Genomic DNA, 17,542 nt, shown 5'->3' on the forward strand with positions numbered 1-17,542 from the left:
GCTGCCCTCCCCGTCCACCCGGCCGGTCACTTGACCACCCAGGGCTGGTCCGACTTCTCCCAGTTCTTGGCGGTCTGCTCCAGCTGCTCGGCCGCCTTGTGCAGGTGCTCGATGCCCGTCTTGACGTTCTTCAGGTGACCGTCCACCGAGGCGTTGTGCGCCTGCACGGTCGCGCCGCCGAAGAGGGTCAGCGCGCCGTCCGGCAGCTTCACGCTCTCCAGCAGCGACTGCACGTTGCGCAGGTACTGGATCGGGCCGTCCGGAGCGTCGAGCTTCTGGCTCGCCTTGCGGATCGCGTCGACGTCGACCTTGTTCGCCACCGCGTCTCCTCCCTGGTCAGCGGCGCAGGCCGCGGGTCGGGTCGGTCAGGTCCACCCCGAACTGGCGGAACCAGTCCTCCGGGGTGAGGGTGCCCGCCTGCGCCTGGCGGACCAGGTCCGAGCCGCCGAGCATCTCGGTCATCAGCTCCTGCTGCCGTTCGGCGAAGGAGGCGTACGCCGCGTCGATGGCGGCCTGGAGCGACTCGGCCAGGGTGTAGCTGTCCAGCCGCATCGCCCGGGCGTTGATGTCGATGCCGCCGACCTTCATGTCGCCGTCGACGGTCACCCGGACCAGGCCGTCCGGGCTCTCTCCGGTCACGCGCAGTTCGGCGCGCTGCTGCTGGAACTCCGCCAGCCGGCGCTGCTGCTCCTGCGCCTGGCGCAGCAGGTTCTCCACGGCGCCGCCGGCGCCGCCGTAACCCCACGAGGTGCTCACGACTGTCCTCTCCTCACCACTGGCGGTCGGGCCGACGCTACCGGACCCGATCGTGGGCCGTCCGCCCCGTCACGCGGGCTCCGTCCAGGCCGTCTGGATGAGCTGCTGGCCGTCCCGGCGGCGGACCAGGGTGCCCCGGCCGGGCGGCTGCGGGCTCGGCCGCAGGTTGCCGAAGACCGCGCCCTCCTCGCGGCTGCCGGACATGAGCAGGCCCGGCGAGTCCAGCTCGCGCAGGCGTTGCAGCACCGGCTCGTAGAGGGCCCGGGCCACACCGCCCACCCGCCGGGTGATGATCAGGTGCAGGCCGATGTCCCGCGCCTGCGGCAGCAGCTCGTGCAGGGCGCTGAGCGGGTTGTTGCCGCCGGAGGCGACCAGGTCGTAGTCGTCCACCAGGATGTAGAGCTCCGGCCCCTTCCACCAGCTGCGGTCGCGCAGCTGCGCCGTGGTCACGTCCGGCCCGGGCAGCCGGTTCTGCAGGGCGCTGCGGATCGAGCCGAGGCCCTGACTGAAGACCTGGTTGGACGGCGCGTAGTCGAGCAGGTGGTCGCCCTCGACGGCGCCCAGCAGGCCGCGCCGGTAGTCGGCGATGACCAGCCGGGCCTCGGCCGGGGTGTACCGCTCGGCGATGCCCCGGGCGATCAGCCGCAGCAGGTTGGTCTTGCCGCACTCGGCGTCGCCGAACACGGTCAGGTGCGGCTCGGTCGTCAGGTCCAGGTAGACCGGGGCGAGCGCCGACTCGTTGACGCCGATCGGGATGCCCGGCGCCGAACGGTCGATCACCTTCGCCAGCTCGCCGACCGCCAGCCTGCGCGGCAGCAGCCGTACCTTCGGCGCCGGGCGGCCCGGCCAGTTGGCCGCCACGTGCCCGGCCAGGGCGACCGACGCCTCGGTCAGGTCCTCGATGTCGCGCTTGCCGTCGATCCGCGAGATGCCGGTGAGGAAGTGCAGCTTGTCGCGGGTCAGGCCGCGACCCGGCGCGCCGACCGGCACGTTCTGCGCGGCCCGCCGGTCGATCTCCGACTCGGCCGGGTCGCCGAGCCGCAGCTCCAGCTTGGTGCCGAGCAGGTCCCGCATGTTGATCCGGATCTCCGCCCACCGCACGGCCGTGATCACCACGTGTACGCCGAAACCGAGCCCGCGGTTGGCCAGGTTCGTGATCGTCTGCTCCAGCTCCTCGTACTCCTGGCGCAGCGTGTTCCAGCCGTCGACCACGAGGAAGACGTCACCGAACGGGTCGTCGGCGAACTCACCGGCCGCCCGGCGCCGCCGGTAGCTGGCCACCGAGTCGATGCCGTGCTGGGTGAACCGGTTCTCCCGCTCGTCGATGACGGCGACCACCTCGGCCACGGTCCGGCGGACCGCCTCGACGTCCCGCCGCCCGGCCACACCGGAGGTGTGCGGCAGCCCGTCCAGGCTGCGCAGCGCGCCACCGCCGAAGTCGAGGCAGAAGAACTGCACCTCGCGCGGGGTGTGGGTGAGCGCCAGCGAGGCCAGCATCGTGCGCAGCATGGTGCTCTTGCCGCTCAGCGAGGCGCCGACGATCACCACGTTGCCGCCGGCACCGGAGAGGTCGACCATCATGGGGTCGCGGCGCTGCTCGTACGGGCGGTCGACGATGCCCACCGGCACGGCGAGCCGGCCCCGCCCCGGCCAGTCCGCGGTGGTGAGGCCGAACGTCGGGTGCACCTTCAGCGGCGGCAGCAGCTCCGCCAGGCCTGACGGCTCGGCCAGCGGCGGCAGCCAGACCTGGTGCGCCGGGCGGCCCTGCCCCTTGAGGCGGTCGATCAGCACGTCCAGCATGGCCACGGCCTTGCCGTCGCCGCTCTGCTCCGGCTCGGGCGCGGTCTCGGCCGGGCTCGGCAGGGCCGGCGCCGGGACGTAGTCGATGCCGTACGGCACGATCCGGCGCTGGACCTGCGCCCGGACCGAGCGCTGCACCTGCCCCGGCGCCCGGTACGGGCCCGAGACGTAGGCGGCGCGGAACCGGAGCATCGTGGCGGTGTCGGTCTTGAGGTAGCCGTGGCCGGGCGCGCTCGGCAGCTCGTACGCGTCCGGCACGCCGAGCACGATCCGGCTCTCCACCGCCGAGAAGGTCCGCAGGCCGATCCGGTACGACAGGTGGGTGTCGAGCCCTCGGAGTTTCCCCTCCTCCAGCCGCTGGCTCGCCAGCAGCAGGTGGACGCCGAGCGACCGGCCGAGCCGGCCGATCATCACGAAGAGGTCGATGAAGTCCGGCTTCGCGGCGAGCAGCTCGGAGAACTCGTCACAGATGATGAGCAGGCTGGGCATCGGCTCCAGCGGCTCGCCCGCGGCCCGGGCCTTCTCGTAGTCGTAGCGCGAGACGTAGTTGCCGGCCGCCCGCAGCACCTCCTGGCGGCGGTTCATCTCACCGGCGAGGGCGTCCCGCATGCGGTCGACGAGCGGCAGCTCGTCGGAGAGGTTGGTGATGACCGCGCTGGTGTGCGGCAACGCGTCCAGCGAGGCGAAGGTGGCGCCACCCTTGAAGTCGACCAGGACGAAGTTGAGCTCCTCGGACGAGTGGGTCACGGCCAGCGCCGCGACCACCGTACGCAGGAGTTCGCTCTTGCCGGAGCCGGTCGCGCCGATGACCAGGCCGTGCGGGCCCATGCCCTCGTGCGCGGACTCCTTGAAGTCCAGCTCCACCACGTTGCCGTCCGGCCCGACGCCGAGCGGGATGCGCAGCCGGTCCCGGTGGCTGCGCGGCCGCCAGGTCTGCTGGGTGTCCACGGTGGCGGCGTCGCCGACGCCGAGCAGATCCGGCAGCTCCATGCTGCGGGCCAGCGGCTCCTCGGTGCTGGCGCCCTGCTGCTGGGAGAGCCGGTAGGGGGCGATCTGCCGGGCCAGCCCCTCGGCCGCGGCCATGCTCAGCCGGTCCGGCCGGCCCAGCCGGGAGTTGGTCGTGCCGCGGACCAGGTCCAGTCCGCTGCCGTCGCCGGCGTCCAGGCAGAGCAGCCAGCGGCCGGCGTCGCGGGGCACCGCGCCGGAGAGGTCGATCACGGTGGCGCCCAGCAGGCCCGGCCCCATGAGCGCGCAGGTCGACGAGACCTCGCCGCCGTCGAGCACCACCACCACGTGCGGCGCGGTGGTGAGCGGCTTCGCCTCGGGGGCGAACCGGGGCCGGCCGCCCAGCTCGTTGGCGAGCGCCGCCTCCGCCTCGGCGAGGCTGGCGAAGACCATCCGGCGCGCGCCCGCCGCGTCCGTGCGCCCCGGGTGCTGGGCGTGCGGCAGCCACTTCACCCAGTCCCACACCGGCTGCCGGTCGGGCGCGGCCACCACGGCCACCAGAAGGTCGTCCGGGGCGTGGAAGGTGACGAGCTGGCCCAGCGCGGCCCGGGCCAGGTCGAGCACCGGCTCGCGGTCACCGCGCAACGCGACCCGGCTGAACGCGCGCAGCGACAGCGCGGTGGGCAGGTCCGGCACGCTGGAGTGGGCCCGGACGAACCGGCGCAGCGCGATGGCGCTCATCGGCTCCAGGTCCTCCACCGGCTTGGTCTCCGGCGGCACGATCTCCACGGCCAGCCGCTGCGGGCCGAGCGCGATCCGGGCCTCGCAGAAGTCGTCCTCGGTGATCCGCCGCTCCCAGAGGCGGCGCGAGGCGGCGACCGACCAGAGGGCGTCCGGCTCCGGGTGCCGCCAGGTCATCGCGGCGCGCTGCTGCTCGGCGGCCCGCCGGGTGCGCTTGCGCATCTGGGTCAGGTAGCGCATGTAGTCGCGCCGCTGGGCGTTCAGCTCGGCCTTGTCGTTGCCGCCGTTGCCGAGCGTGCCGACCGCCATGCCCAGCATGGACACGCCGAACAGGCCGCCGGCCACGTACGTCATCATGCCGCCGCCGCGACCCGCGTAGAGGAAGGCCATCGCGCCGACGCCGCAGAGCATCGGCAGGATCATCAGCACCTGACCCATGCCCTTGGCCTGCGGCTCCGGCAGTTCGGGAGGGGACTCCAGCAGCACCTCCCCGCGCGGAAGCGCGGGTCCCGGTTGACGCGGAAGCCGGCGGAACACCACCGTGCTCAACCTTGTCTCCTCCCCAGAGGCGGCCCTGCTCGTGGTCGGCCGACGCACCCGAGTCGTCGGGTGGGCAACCTGTGCGACCGCCATCGTAGGTAATCTCCCGGAGGCGCCGTGGACCCACGGGGGCGGCGCCGACGGCCGGGTGGATCGTAGGCGAGCACGAGGAGGCCACTGTGGCGACGAAGACGGCGACCGGCGGGCTGAGCCGGATCACCATCGTGGCGCCGCGGACCAGGATGGATCTGGCGTTGCCGTCCGACGTGCCGCTGGCCGACCTGTTGCCGACGCTGCTGCGCTACGCCGGCGAGGACCTCGCCGACGAGGGCGTGCGGCACGGCGGCTGGAGCCTGTCCCGGCTGGGCGGGCAGCCGCTCGACGGCGGCCGCACCGCCGCGCAGCTCGGCGTCCGCGACGGCGAGGTGCTGTACTTCAACCCGCGCGCCGCCGCTGCGCCCGAGATCGTCTTCGACGACGTGGTGGACGCGGTGGCCACGGCGACCAACCAGCGGGCCGGCGCCTGGCAGGTCGGCACCACGCGGGCCTTCTCGGTGCTGTTCGCCGGGGCGGCGCTGGCGGCCGGCGGGGCGGCCGTGCTGCTCGCCGGGCCGCCGCAGCTGCCCGGCGCGCTCGCCGCGCTGGTGGTCGCGGTCGCGCTGCTGGTCAGCGCCGCGGTGCTCTCCCGGGCGGTCGGCGACAGCCGGACCGGCGCGGTGCTCGCCATGGGTGGCCTCGGCTACGCCGCGATCGGCGGCCTGCTGGTGCTCGCCGGGGATCGGCGGCTCACCGAGCTGGCCAGCCCGCACGTGCTGCTGGCGGCGACCGCGGTGGTGCTCTTCGGCGCGGTCGCCGCGCTGGCCGTCGGGGACCGGCTGCCGCTCTTCCTCGGCGCCGTCGGGGTGGGCGTGGCGGTCGGTTTCGGCGCGGCGCTCTGCCTGGCCTTCGGCATCGGCGCGGCGGCCGCCGCGGCGGTGGTGGCGACCGTGGCGTTCGGCGCGCTGCCGGCGCTGCCGATGATCTCCTACCGGCTGGCCCGGCTGCCGGTGCCGTCGATCCCGACCGGCCCGGACGACCTGAAGAGCGACACCGAGTCGGTGGACGGGCCGCGGGTGCTGCGCAACAGCGAGCGTGCCGACGCGTTCCTCACCGGTCTGCTGTGGACGGTGTCGGTGCTGGTGCTCGGCGGCGAGCTGGTGCTCGCCGACAACGGCCGGCTGCCGGCGGTGCTGCTCTGCCTGGTGCTGGCCCTGCTGGCGCTGCTGCGGGCCCGCCCGTTCCTCGGCCGCGGCCAGCGCACGCCGGTGCTCCTGGCCGGCACGGTGGGCCTCGGGCTGGCCGCCGCGGCCACCTTCGGCGCCGGCTCGCTCGCGGTGCGGCTCGGGCTGATCCTGGGCGGCCTGCTTGTGGTGACCGTGATCAGCCTGATCTACGGGCTCACCGTGGCGGGCAAGCGGATCTCGCCGGTCTGGGGCCGCACCCTGGACATCGTCGAGATCCTGCTGATCGTCGCCCTGGTGCCGCTGGCCGTCTGGGTCTGCGGCCTCTACGGCTGGATCGTCAACCTTCGACCGTGACCGTGCCCATGGCGGTGCCCACCGGCGCGGTGGCGTAGACGCCCGGGCCGTGCTGGCCGTCCAGCGGGCGGGCCGGCACGCCGGAGCGGCGGGCCACGTCCCGGACCACCTTCACGAGCGCCTCGGCGTGGCCGTCCATGGCCGCCACGCGCAGCAGCGGCGGAAGCTGCCGGCCGCCGGGGAGCACGACCGCCGCGACCGTGTGCGACGGGGCGGAGGTGGCGGTCACGGCGTCCACCAGCGCGCCCAGCGAGCCGTTGGGTCGGACCCGCAGCGCCAGGCACCGCTGCGTCCAACCACCGCCGCGCAGACCGGTCCAGCTCTCCACGGGGGACTCCGGGGCCAGGTCGAGGCCGGCGCCGGAGACCACCGCGGCGTGCAACTCCTCCCGGCCGAGCACCCGGTGGCCGAGGCCGGCGGCGTTGAGGGCCTTGCCGAGCCGGCCGACGCCGGCCGCCACCGTGCGGTGCACGCCGCGCAGGCCGCCGCCCCGGCTGACCGTCTCGGCGCGGGCGTCGGCGACCGACAGCCGCAGCGCCACCCAGACCGTGCGGTGCGCCGCCGGGGGCGCGCCGGGCGCCGGGTACCAGACCAGGGTGTGCGAGACGACCTGGGTCTGGGTGACCGGCCCGGTGAAGTCGGCGAGCACCGCGAGCGCCCGGTCGACCACGGCCGCCTCGATCGACCCGGCCTGCGTGCCGGGGCGGCCGGTCAATGCGACCGCGGCGAACCAGCCCCGGTCGTCCTGGCCGACGCCGAGGCGGGTGCCGCGCTCGGTCAGCTCGACGACGGACAGCTCCGGGGCGAGGGCGGCCAGCCGCGGGTCACCGGCCGGGGCCGCGCCCCGGGCCCGGCCCCGGCGGCGGCGCAGCCGGCGGCGGAGCATCAGGTCCTCGTACCACCAGCGACCGCCGCGGCGGGCGAATGCGGCCACCACGGCCAGCAGCGCCAGCCCGGCGACGGTGGCGAGCAGCCAGGTCGGTCCGCCGGAGGCGAACCAGACGGCGAGCGCGGCGCACTCCAGCACCACGAGCTGGCCGACGACCAGCGGGCCGAGCCGGCCGCGCCGGCGCTTGTCGGCCGGGGTGACCGGCCGGTCCGCCGGCACGGCGGGGGCGGTGGCCGTACGACCGGGTGGCGCCTGGACCTGGGTCATCGGTGAGCGTCCCTTCTGGACATCCTGGGCATCCGCCGGTGCGGTGCGTCGCCGGGGGGCGGGCGGGGGTCCCGGTGAACCGTCGACGGCCCCTTATCGTAGGGAAGCCCGCGGCGGAGTTCGGACCTGATCGTCGCGGACCCACCCCTGCCGGAGGTTAGTCATGCGGACCCGCCGCGATCAGGTGCAGGCGTACCGCTTCGTCACCCGCCGGATCGTCTCGGCGCTGCTCTCCGGCGACCCGGAGACCAACGACCTGCCGATGCGGCGCCTCGGCATGGCGGTGTTCGGCAGCGTCATCGCCGCCGCCGTCGTGCTGGGCGGCGCGGGCGCGTACGGGCAGTTCACCAGCAACTCCGCCCCGCTGGAGCCGAACACGCTGGTGATCGAGCGGGAGACCGGCGCCACCTACGTCTTCGGCGACGACAAGGTGCTGCACCCGACGCTCAACTACGCCTCGGCGCGGCTCATCCTCAACGACGCCGGCGCGCCGGTCCGCACCATGTCGCAGGCCTCGATCAAGGACCGGCCGCGGGGCCGGGCGGTGGGCATCGTGGGCGCCCCGGACGACCTGCCGGACCGGAAGTCCCTGGTCGGCCTCCCCTGGTCGGTGTGTGACGTGCCGGACCCGAACGACCCGCAGCGCTCCACCACCCGCCTGGTGATCGACCGGCCGCTGCCCGGCGGCGCCCCGCTCACCGACCGGGCGGTCCTGGTCAAGGTGAACGACGCGCGCTACCTGCTCACCGGCGGCTCCCGGCTGCGGGTGGTCGGTGACGAGCAGGCGCTGGTGGCGCTGAAGATGGCCGGCGCGGCCACCCTCACGGTCGGGCAGCAGCTGCTCAACGCGGTGCCGGTCGGCCCGGCGCTGCGCAAGCCGACCATCGACGGGGAGGGCGGCCCGAGCGGGCTGACCGTGGGCGACCGCCCGGCCCGGGTCGGTCAGGTCTACCGGGCCGCCGGCCAGTACTACGTGCTGGCCAAGCAGGGCCTGGTGGCGATCGGGGAGGTCACCGCGCTGCTGCTGCTGGGCGGCGGCGGCCAGGTCACCGACATCACGCCGGACCAGGCCGGCCAGCTCCTCACCGACCAGCGGCTGGAGGCGGAGGGGCTGCCGGTCCGGCTGCCCACCCTGCACGAGGTCCGCGCGGGGCGGACGGTGCTCTGCGCCACGTACCGCTCCGGTCCGGCCGGCCAGCCGACCACCACGCTGGAGGTCTTCGACCAGCCGCCGGCCGAGCTGACCGCGGCGACCGCGGTGCCCGCGCGGCAGAGCACCCGGGACGCGGTCCGGACCGCCGAGAGTGTGCTGCTGCCCGGCGGCAAGGGCGTGCTGGTGCAGGCCACCGCCGGGGAGACCGGCAAGCCGGCGGCCGGCTCCACGGTCTACCTGATCACCGCCCAGGGGGTCCGTTACCCGCTCGGCACCGCCTCGGGCGACGCGAAGAGCGCCCTCGGCTACGGCGACGTGACCCCGCTCGCGGTGCCCGCGTCCCTGCTGGCGCTGGTGCCGACCGGTCCGACCCTGGAGCGCGAGGACGCGATGACCCACTTCGATCCGGGCGCCACGCCCGGCGGCGGCGCGACGGCCGGTCCGGGCGACGACGCGGCCCCCGCCCAGGGCGGGTGACCAGCGTCGCGACGGTCCGAAGTGGAAGGAACCCGATGACGGGTCGCCCCGGTTGGCCCGGGTCGACTAACCTGAACGTGGCCAACGGTTAGCGACGATGACTACGGGGATGCAGCCATGACCGGGCGCACGACAGTAGACGTACTGTCCTTGGAGGACTTTCACCAGCGGCTCGAGCGCAGGCTGAGCGAGGCCGAGTCGGTGTTGAAGAAGCTCAACACCGAGATGCAGTGCCGGCCGCCGGCGCTCGGCACGTTCACCGACGCCAACGACAACGCGCGTCGCTACTCCGAGACGCACCAGAGCTACGTCAACCACGTCGAGCGGTTGCGCCGGGCGATCGTCGCCGCCCAGAAGGCCACCAAGACGATCATGACGAACTACAAGACCGCCGAGGCACGCAACGCCGCCGCCGCGGCCGACATCGCCGCCGCCCTCTCCGGGCTGACCGAGGCGATGAAGCCGAAGGGAGAGGATCCGCGTGTCTGAATACACCCAGCGCTACGAGCACGTCAGCCACAAGGAGCTCTACCAGGGCGTCAACGCCGGTGACCCGAAGCAGATCGACGGGCTCAGCGCCCAGTGGACCTCGCTCAAGGGCACCCTCGACGACCTCGGCCGGGACCTGACCGCCGACCTCGACGCGCTGCTGAAGACGTGGACGGGCGACGCCGCCCGGGAGTTCCACCGCCGGCTCAACCTGGTCGCCGACTACTCCGGCAACCTGGCCGAGGGCATGACGGGCATCCGACAGGGGCTCGACATGATGGCCAGCGAGCTGCGCACCGCCCAGGCGAAGGCGGAGAGCCCCGAGGAGACCGACGACAACGACAAGATGCTCTCCAACGCCGGGAAGGGCTTCCTGGTCGGCGGCCTGCCCGGCGCGCTGGTCGGCGGCATCGTCGGCCACGAGCAGGACAAGGCCGAGCAGGAGAAGGCGCACCAGCGGATGGTGCAGGTCGTCGCCAAGCTGGCCGAGGGCTACGACTTCTCGGCGTACGGCCGGATCGTCGTGCCGGAGCCGGCGAACACGGAACTCCCGGGCCACAGCGACCCGACCGACCCGACGCTGCGCAACGGCCCGTCGGTGAGCACGCCGTCGGCCGGGCCGGGCGTCGGCAGCTTCGGTCCGGCGGCGAACGGCACCGCGACCACCTCGGGCGTGCACCACACCGCCCCGGGCAGCGGCACGGTGGGCGGCGGCACGACGGGCGGCGGCACCGGCGGCCAGCCCGGCACGGGCACCCCGGGCAGCATCGGTTCGGTCGGCACCGTCGACCCGACCGGCACCTCTCTGGCGGGCGCCGGTCCGCTGACCGTTCCCGGTCCGACGACGGGCCTGGCGGGCCCCGGGCTCGGCGGCGCCAACCCGACCCTGCCGGCCGGTGGGGGCGGCGGCTCGCTCTACGGCATGCCGGGTGTGCTCGGCACCGGGTCGCTGGCCGGCTCGGCCGGCGGCTCGGCCGGCTCCGGCCGGGTGGGCGGCATCGGCGCCGAGAGCCGCTCGGCCGCCGGCACCGGCCGCCTCGCCTCCGGGCGGGGCGTGACCGTCGAGACGGAGGGCCGCTCCACCGGCAAGGGCAGCGCCACCGGGCGGCCCGCCATGGCCGGCCGCAACGGCGTGCTGGGCGCCCGCGGCGACGAGGACGACGACGCCGAGGGCCGGCTGACCTGGCTGACCGAGGACGAGATGGTCTGGACCGACGGCGAGGCGGCCCCGCCGCCGGTACTCGGCGGCAACTGACCGCAGGCTGACGACGGCGCGGCGTCCCCCACCGGGGCGCCGCGCCGTTCACGTCCGGCGGAGCCGCGCCGTTCACGTCCGGCGGAGCCGCGCCGTTTGCGTCCGGCTGAGCGCCGCCCGTCCGCCGGAGAGGCTCCGTCCACTCCGAATGGTGGGGCGGGTCACGTCGACCGGGAAGATCGTCGAGCTGCACGATGCGGACCTGACCGATAGGTTGAAACGGTGCTGCCCGTAGCGTTCGCCTCGTCCCTCTGGACGGCCACGCTGCGCAGGATCGCTCGCACGGCGGTGACCGCCCTGGCGCTCATCGCCGGCCTCACCGGCCCGGCCGCCATCATGGCCGCCGACCACCACCCGGACGCGACGGCCCGCCCGGCCGTCGACCTCCGGATCGACGCGCTCTCCGCCGTCGACCTCCAGACCCATGCGCCCTCCGCCGTCGACGTCCGGATCGACGCGTCTGCCGCCGTCGACCTCGGCCCGGCCGGCCGCCGGGTCGCGGAGGCGTCCGGCGTCCGGCCCGCCGTCGCGCCGACCGCGGACTCGCCCGTCCGGCACCCGCTCACCGCGCCGGCTCCGGCCGGGCCGCCGCGCCGCACCACGGCGGACGCCGCCGCACCGGTCACGGGTCCGGACGTCGTGGTCGCCGCCGACCCCGGCCGGGCCGCCAACGCCCGCCGCGGCCCACCGCGCGCCTGACGGCGCCGACCCTCCTCGGGTACGCCCCGGCGCCGCTCGACCGCGCCCGCCGCGTGTCCCCGTCGCGTGCCGCCGCGACCGTCCGCCCGCCGACCGGGCCCCCGACCGTTTGACTCCGACCGTTCCACTACGAGGTGCTGGTGATGCAGACCGTCTTCTCCACCGTCCTGCCGGACGTTCCCCGGGCCGCCGTGATCTGGCTGGCCCTGCTCGCCGTGGCGGCGATCGTGGTCGCCGCCCTGATCGTCCGCCCGACCCGGTTCCGGTCGGTGTTCGGCGACCGGATCAGCGAGGCCGCCCGGCCGAGCAGCATCGACCTGGCCGAGCAGGCCCGGGAGGAGGCCCGCGAGCGGGCCCGGTACGCGCAGGAGGTGGCGGTGGCCGCGTCCCGGGCGGCGGCGACCGCCGAGCGGCGCCGGACCGAGTGGCTGGCCGCGCAGGAGGAGGTCGAGGAGGCGTGGCGGGCGTACGAGGCGGCGGAGGAGGACGTCCGCCGGCTGGCCGCCGCCGCGGCGCTGCCCCTGCCCCGGACCGCCCGGACCCCCGCCGAGTACGTGGACCGGGAGCGCTGGCTGCACCGGGCGGCGCTGGACGCCCAGTGGCGCAAGGAGATCACCGTGCGGCAGCTCAGCGACATCCTCGGCCACCGGGGCTGGGATCCGAGCCGGCACCCGGTGGAGCAGGAGCTGCTGCTGCGCCGGCTGGTCCGGGACAACCTCCGGGCCCGGCAGCAGGCCGCCCTGGAGCGGGAGCAGGCCGCCTGGCGGGCCGCCGAGCTGGCCGCCGCCGCCGCGCGGAGCCTGCGCGACGAGGCGTACGCGGCGACCCGGCCGGCGGCCGCGCCGCGGTCGTCGCTGTCCATCGTCGACCTGACCGGTCCGGAGGCCACCCGGGAGCTGCCGACGCCCAGCCGGGCCGCCGAGGCCACCCGGGAGCTGACCCCGGTGGCCCGGGGGCGGGCGGCGGTGCCGGCGTACTGACGCCGCGGGCGGAACTGGCCCGGCTCGGTTAGCGTGACGTCGTGTCCCGTGAAGCGTGGGTGCTTGTCGTGCTCGCCGCCGTCGCCGCGCTGGCGACGCTGGTCGGGGCGGTGCTGCTCGCCGTCCGGGTGGTCCGCACCCGCCGCATGCTGGGCGCGCTCGGGGTGGGCGGCAAGGTCGCCTTCTACGGCGCGCTGATCTACACGATCCTGCCGGTGGACGTGCTCCCCGACCCGATCTACCTGGACGACATGGGCGTGCTGGCCGGCGCGTTGATCTATCTGGGCCGGCTGGCCGCGAAGCACCGGGCCGCGCAGCAAGGGCTGCCCGACCGGTCGGACTCCCCGCCGGGCCCGGGCCGGTCGCGCCGACCCGTGTCATGATCGGCGCGGGGCCGGCGGTCGGCCCGGACCAGGGCACCGAGGACGGAACATGGCGGGCGACCACCGGCTGGATCCACACGACGAGCGGGTCGCCCGGTTCTTCCGGGACCGGCACCTCGCCACGCTGACCACCCTGCGCACGGACGGTACCCCGCACGTCGTGCCGGTGGGGGTCACCTTCGACGCCGGCGCCGGGCTGGCCCGCGTGATCACCTCCGGCACCTCGGCCAAGGCCCGGCACGTCGCCGCGGCCGGCGCGGCGGGCACGCCCGTGGCGGTCTGCCACGTCGACGGCCGCTGGTGGCTGACCGTGGAGGGCCGGGCGGTGCTGCGCCGCGACCCGGAGTCGGTGGCTGAGGCCGAGCGGCGGTACGCCGAGCGGTACCGCACCCCACGGCCGAACCCGCAGCGGGTGGTCATCGAGATCGCCGTGACCCGTCTGCTCGGCAGTCTTCCCACCGGCACCGCCTGACCCGTCCGTCACCGCGCCGACGACCCGCTCGCGCCGGATGTCCGGTTAAACCGTGACGGCCGCCACCTGCGGAAATCGGGGCCCGCACCGGGCCGTTGCACCTCCCGTACGAGCGATCTGAGCGAGCGGGCGGCAGGCCCGCCGCCCCCGGTGCGCGAGTGGGACCGACGTCCCACGAGAGCACGCCGAGCGCCACTCCCGGTGCCACGTCTCCGCACCCCGGAGACGTCAACCCCCGAATGGAGCCTCGCCATGAACTCGATCCTCCGTAAGAGCATGCTGTCCGTCGCCGGCCTGTGCGTGTCCGGCGGCGTCGTCGCCGGCCCGGCCGTGGCGGCGCACGCCGCACCGGCGCAGGCCGGTCCGAAGGCCCTGTCGACCGCGGCCAAGGGCGTGGCCAAGGGCAAGGGCGAACGCAGCGCCGGCTACGAGTACGAGGCGCAGCCGAACTTCTTCTACTGTGGCCCGGCCTCGACCCGGATCGCCCTGTCGGCCGAGGGCAAGGAGGTCAGCCAGGACGAGCTGGCCGCCAAGCTGGGCACCACCGAGAACGGCACCGACTCGGCCCTCGACATCACCCGGGTGCTCAACGAGTACACCGGTGGGAAGTACAAGACCACCGAGATCCGGGACGACGTGGCCACCAAGGAGCAGGTCGAGCGCCTGCGGGCGGACGTCAGGGCCGCCGTGGACCAGGGCCGGCCGGTCGTGGCCAACATCCTGGGCGGCGCGCTGGACATCGACGGTGTCGAGCACAGCTACCCCGGCCACTACCTGACCGTGGTGGAGTACAAGGACGACGGCAACACGGTGCTGATCGCCGACCCGGCCAGCCCGAACGAGCCGACGTACTGGATGGACGTGACCGAGCTGGCCAACTGGATCGCCGGCCGCGGTTACAGCTCCTGACCGAGCGCACAGGGCCGGTCTCCCCCGGGTGGGGAGGCCGGCCCTTTCGGCGTCCGCCCGGTCACCGGCCTCGCTAGAGTCTGGACCGTGCCACGACCGGTGATCTTCGACCTGTTCCACACCCTGGTGCCCGGCGGCGACCCCGAGCGGGACCGGATCGTCGGCGAGATGGCGCTGATGGTCGGGGTCGAGCCGGCCGCGCTGGTCGACTCGTACCACGCGACCTGGCGGGACCGGATGACCGGCTGGGACACCGCGGAGACGGTACGCATCCTGGCCGGGCGGCTCGGCGGCACGCCCACCGAGGAGCAGGTGGCTCGGGCCGCCGCGCACCGGCGGGAGCTGGCCCGGCGGCTGTTGTCGCGTGTCCCGCCGGAAACCGTCGCGGTGCTGGACGCGCTGCGCGCCGACGGCCACCCGATCGGGCTGGTCAGCAACGCCACCGCGGAGACCGCCGAGGCGTGGCCCTCGACCGACCTGGCCCGCCGGTTCGACGTCGCGGTCTTCTCCAGCGACGTGGGCCTGGCCAAGCCCGACCCGGCGATCTACCGGCTGGCGGCGGAGCGTCTCGGCGTCACGCCGACCGACTGCGTCTTCGTGGGCGACGGCGCGGACGGCGAGCTGGCCGGAGCGGCGGCGGTCGGCATGACCGTGGTCCGGACCACCGAGCACAACGACAGCGACCCCGCCTGGGTCGGCCGCGCGCTGACCGCCCTCGGCGAGCTGCCCGCCCTGTTGCGGGAGCCGATCAGCGGCTGAGCACCTGTGGGAGGCGACGGAAATCCGGCTGGTTCGATCGACCGGACGAGGGTAGTGGGCCAGGCAAGCCGTTCCGCAACCCACCGGTAAGGGGCTACTCAGATGACCGACGTACAGACGGAACGGGACGTCGTCGACGTCCTGATGACGGACCACCGCGAGGTCGAGGCGATCTTCGTCGAGCTGGAGAGCCGGCAGGGCACCCCGGAGCACCGGCGGCAGCTCGCCGACGTGGTGATCGCCGAGCTGGTCCGGCACTCCGTGGCCGAGGAGGCCCATGTCTACCCGGCCGCCCGAAAGGCCCTTCCCGACGGCGACCAGCTCGCCGAGCACGAGATCTCCGAGCACGCCGACGCCGAGCGGACCATGAAGGAGCTGGAGTCGCTCGACCCCTCCGAGCCGCGCTTCGACGAGCTGCTGGCCAAGCTGACCGCGACCATCCGGCACCACGTGCAGGACGAGGAGAACGACCTCTTCCCCCGGCTCCGCGCGGCCTGCGCCCGCGAGGAGCTGGTCGAGCTGGCCGGCAAGGTGGAGGCGGCGAAGAAGTCGGCGCCGACCCGGCCGCACCCGGCCGCCCCGGACCACCCGCCGGCGAACAAGCTGCTCGCCCCGGGCACCGGCCTGGTCGACCGGATGCGCGACGCGCTGAGCGGCCGGCCCACCTCGATGCGGGAGTTGCGCGAGAAGTCCTGACCACCGATCGCGGCGGCCACGCTCCCGGCACGGGGGCGTGGCCGCCGTCGCGTGTCAGGGGGTCTGCGGGTACGGGTCGAGCGGGCGCTCGAAGAAACTCTCCAGCACCACCACGGTCTGCGTGCCGGTGACGCCCTCGACCTGGAACAGCCGGCGCAGGCTGGCCTGGAGCTGTTCGGGCGTGCCGACGCGGATCTTCACGAGCAGCGAGGCGGGGCCGGCGATGACGTGTGCCTCCTCCACCTCGGGCAGCGCGGCGAGCGCCTCCCGGGTGGGGTGGTCGCCCATCCAGGCGTTCGCCTCCACCAGCACGAACGCGAGCACGCCCCGGCCGACCGCGGCCGGGTCGACGTCCACCGTGGTCCGCCGGACCACCCCCTGCTCGCGCAGCTTTCGCACCCGTTCGTGTACCGCTCCCGTGGAGAGGCCGACCTGCCCGGCCAACGCCGCGTACGACTGGGTGGCGTCGTGTTGCAGCGCCGCCAGCAGCTTCCGGTCGACGTCGTCCACGACCGCACCCCCGTTCAGTGTCCCACCTCATGGCTGATTCTGGTTCGGTCATGTTAGCTTCTTGCCGAACGTCAGTCACGGGTGGAGGCGGTCGGCATGGATCGGTTCAGGACGCGTTTCGAGGTGCGGGACGAGCGGTTCCGCCGGGTCAACGGCGACGAGTGGACGGAGTGCCTCTGGACCGGGGGCCGCTGGCTGGAGGGCCCGGCCTGGTTCTCCGCCGGGCGCTACCTGGTCTTCAGCGACATCCCCAACGACCGGCTGCTGCGCTGGGACGAGACCACCGGCGGGGTCGGGGTGTTCCGCCAGCCGGCCGGCTACGCCAACGGGCACACAGTCGACCGACGGGGGCGGCTCGTGAGCTGCGAGCAGGGCCGGCGGCGGGTCACCCGGACCGAGGCGGACGGCACCGACACGGTGCTCGCCGAGCGCTGGCGCGGTAAGCGGCTGAACAGCCCGAACGACGTGGTCGAGCACTCCGACGGCTCGATCTGGTTCACCGACCCGAGCTACGGCATCGACAGCGACTACGAGGGCCACCGGGCCGAGAGCGAGATCGGCGGCAACCACGTCTACCGGGTCGACCCGCACGACGGCGAGGTACGACGCGTCGCCGACGACTTCGGGCAGCCGAACGGGCTGGCGTTCAGCCCCGACGAGTCGCTGCTCTACGTGGTCGACACCCGGGCGAAGCACCTGCGCCGGTTCGCCGTCACCGAGGGCGGCGCTCTGCGCGGCGGCGAGGTCTTCGCCACGTGCGACGCCGGCTCCTTCGACGGCGCACGCCTCGACGACGCCGGCCGGGTCTGGGTGGCCGCGCACGACGGGCTGCACTGCTTCGACCCGGACGGCACGCTGCTCGGCAAGCTGCACCTGCCGGAGGTGGTCGCCAACTTCACCTTCGGCGGCCCGAAGCGCAACCAGCTCTACATCTGCGCCTCCAGCTCGCTGTTCAGCCTGCGGGTCAACGTGAACGGGGCCCGCTATCCCGGCTGGTGACCGGTCAGCCCTCCGGGGCGATCCGCCGGAGGTTGTCCAGGTCGGACACGACGATCGCCTCCAGCGGGCAGGACTCGGCCGCGTCCAGCACCGACTCGTCGGCGGCGATCCGCTCGGCCACCGGCCGGGACAGCCCGTCGACAAGCACGAAGTGCTCGGGCGCCACACCGGCGCAGATCCCGGAGCCGATGCACCGGGTCGGGTCGACGTGCAGCCGCCACTCCGTTCCCCCGCTCACGCTTCCTC

At 74.6% G+C, this 17,542-nt stretch carries 18 protein-coding genes; 12 read left to right on the forward strand and 6 right to left on the reverse strand.

Annotated features, from left to right (window positions below):
- Positions 1-26 precede the first annotated feature (26 nt).
- The 3 genes from NLX85_RS08970 to eccCa all read right to left on the reverse strand — a co-directional run bounded on the left by NLX85_RS08970 (position 27) and on the right by eccCa (position 4,791).
- Positions 27-320 (reverse strand): hypothetical protein, encoded by a 294-nt coding sequence (locus tag NLX85_RS08970; RefSeq protein WP_254333232.1) that lies wholly within the window; start codon positions 318-320, stop codon positions 27-29.
- A gap of 16 nt (positions 321-336) precedes the next feature.
- The gene (locus tag NLX85_RS08975) at positions 337-756 is read right to left on the reverse strand and encodes a YbaB/EbfC family nucleoid-associated protein (RefSeq protein ID WP_254333233.1); all 420 of its coding nucleotides are present in this window, start codon (positions 754-756) and stop codon (positions 337-339) included.
- Between the two features lie 69 nt (positions 757-825).
- Positions 826-4,791 (reverse strand): type VII secretion protein EccCa, encoded by a 3,966-nt coding sequence (eccCa, locus tag NLX85_RS08980; RefSeq protein WP_254333235.1) that lies wholly within the window; start codon positions 4,789-4,791, stop codon positions 826-828.
- A gap of 170 nt (positions 4,792-4,961) precedes the next feature.
- Here eccCa and eccD point away from each other — a divergent pair, with 170 nt between their 5' ends.
- Positions 4,962-6,359, forward strand: a complete 1,398-nt coding sequence (gene eccD, locus NLX85_RS08985) for a type VII secretion integral membrane protein EccD (protein WP_254333237.1) — start codon at positions 4,962-4,964, stop codon at positions 6,357-6,359.
- On the opposite strand, the gene NLX85_RS08990 is transcribed toward eccD, so the two are convergent.
- Complete coding sequence (locus tag NLX85_RS08990; RefSeq protein ID WP_254333239.1) at positions 6,343-7,515, reverse strand: type VII secretion protein EccE; 1,173 nt, start codon at positions 7,513-7,515, stop codon at positions 6,343-6,345. The two genes, eccD and NLX85_RS08990, sit on opposite strands and share 17 nt — an antisense overlap.
- A 163-nt stretch (positions 7,516-7,678) precedes the next feature.
- Here NLX85_RS08990 and eccB point away from each other — a divergent pair, with 163 nt between their 5' ends.
- From eccB to NLX85_RS09040, 10 genes are all read left to right on the forward strand, one after another.
- On the forward strand, positions 7,679-9,145 hold the full coding sequence (gene eccB / locus NLX85_RS08995; RefSeq protein WP_254333242.1) for a type VII secretion protein EccB: 1,467 nt from the start codon (positions 7,679-7,681) through the stop codon (positions 9,143-9,145).
- A 117-nt stretch (positions 9,146-9,262) separates the two neighbouring features.
- Positions 9,263-9,634 carry a hypothetical protein gene (locus tag NLX85_RS09000; protein WP_254333244.1) on the forward strand — a complete coding sequence of 124 codons (372 nt, stop codon included), beginning with the start codon at positions 9,263-9,265 and terminating at the stop codon, positions 9,632-9,634.
- Complete coding sequence (locus NLX85_RS09005; protein WP_254333246.1) at positions 9,627-10,889, forward strand: WXG100 family type VII secretion target; 1,263 nt, start codon at positions 9,627-9,629, stop codon at positions 10,887-10,889. The genes NLX85_RS09000 and NLX85_RS09005 overlap by 8 nt, the downstream gene beginning before the upstream one ends.
- A 222-nt stretch (positions 10,890-11,111) precedes the next feature.
- Positions 11,112-11,588, forward strand: a complete 477-nt coding sequence (locus NLX85_RS09010; protein ID WP_254333248.1) for a hypothetical protein — start codon at positions 11,112-11,114, stop codon at positions 11,586-11,588.
- A gap of 143 nt (positions 11,589-11,731) precedes the next feature.
- On the forward strand, positions 11,732-12,568 hold the full coding sequence (locus tag NLX85_RS09015) for a hypothetical protein (RefSeq protein WP_254333250.1): 837 nt from the start codon (positions 11,732-11,734) through the stop codon (positions 12,566-12,568).
- Between the two features lie 41 nt (positions 12,569-12,609).
- Positions 12,610-12,951, forward strand: coding sequence for a YkvA family protein (locus tag NLX85_RS09020; RefSeq protein WP_254333252.1), 342 nt, complete (start codon positions 12,610-12,612; stop codon positions 12,949-12,951).
- A 49-nt stretch (positions 12,952-13,000) separates the two neighbouring features.
- Complete coding sequence (locus NLX85_RS09025; protein WP_254333254.1) at positions 13,001-13,423, forward strand: pyridoxamine 5'-phosphate oxidase family protein; 423 nt, start codon at positions 13,001-13,003, stop codon at positions 13,421-13,423.
- A 252-nt stretch (positions 13,424-13,675) separates the two neighbouring features.
- Positions 13,676-14,332, forward strand: a complete 657-nt coding sequence (locus tag NLX85_RS09030) for a C39 family peptidase (protein WP_254333256.1) — start codon at positions 13,676-13,678, stop codon at positions 14,330-14,332.
- 87 nt (positions 14,333-14,419) lie between these two features.
- Positions 14,420-15,091: an HAD family hydrolase gene (locus NLX85_RS09035; protein ID WP_254333258.1), complete on the forward strand. Its 672-nt coding sequence runs from the start codon at positions 14,420-14,422 to the stop codon at positions 15,089-15,091.
- Positions 15,092-15,193: 102 nt separating this feature from the next.
- Positions 15,194-15,787: a hemerythrin domain-containing protein gene (locus tag NLX85_RS09040; RefSeq protein WP_254333260.1), complete on the forward strand. Its 594-nt coding sequence runs from the start codon at positions 15,194-15,196 to the stop codon at positions 15,785-15,787.
- 54 nt (positions 15,788-15,841) lie between these two features.
- On the opposite strand, the gene NLX85_RS09045 is transcribed toward NLX85_RS09040, so the two are convergent.
- A complete protein-coding gene (locus NLX85_RS09045) occupies positions 15,842-16,297 on the reverse strand; it encodes an Lrp/AsnC family transcriptional regulator (RefSeq protein WP_254333261.1) in 456 nt (151 codons plus the stop codon).
- 96 nt (positions 16,298-16,393) lie between these two features.
- On the opposite strand from NLX85_RS09045, the gene NLX85_RS09050 reads away from it, so the two are divergent.
- On the forward strand, positions 16,394-17,296 hold the full coding sequence (locus tag NLX85_RS09050) for an SMP-30/gluconolactonase/LRE family protein (protein ID WP_254333269.1): 903 nt from the start codon (positions 16,394-16,396) through the stop codon (positions 17,294-17,296).
- Between the two features lie 4 nt (positions 17,297-17,300).
- Here the strand turns inward: NLX85_RS09050 and NLX85_RS09055 are convergent, their stop codons facing one another.
- Positions 17,301-17,534, reverse strand: coding sequence for a ferredoxin (locus tag NLX85_RS09055; RefSeq protein ID WP_254333271.1), 234 nt, complete (start codon positions 17,532-17,534; stop codon positions 17,301-17,303).
- Between the last annotated feature and the right edge of the window lie 8 nt (positions 17,535-17,542).

The sequence above is a fragment of the Micromonospora sp. A3M-1-15 genome (assembly GCF_024213425.1).
Taxonomy (GTDB): Bacteria; Actinomycetota; Actinomycetes; order Mycobacteriales; family Micromonosporaceae; genus Micromonospora; species Micromonospora chersina.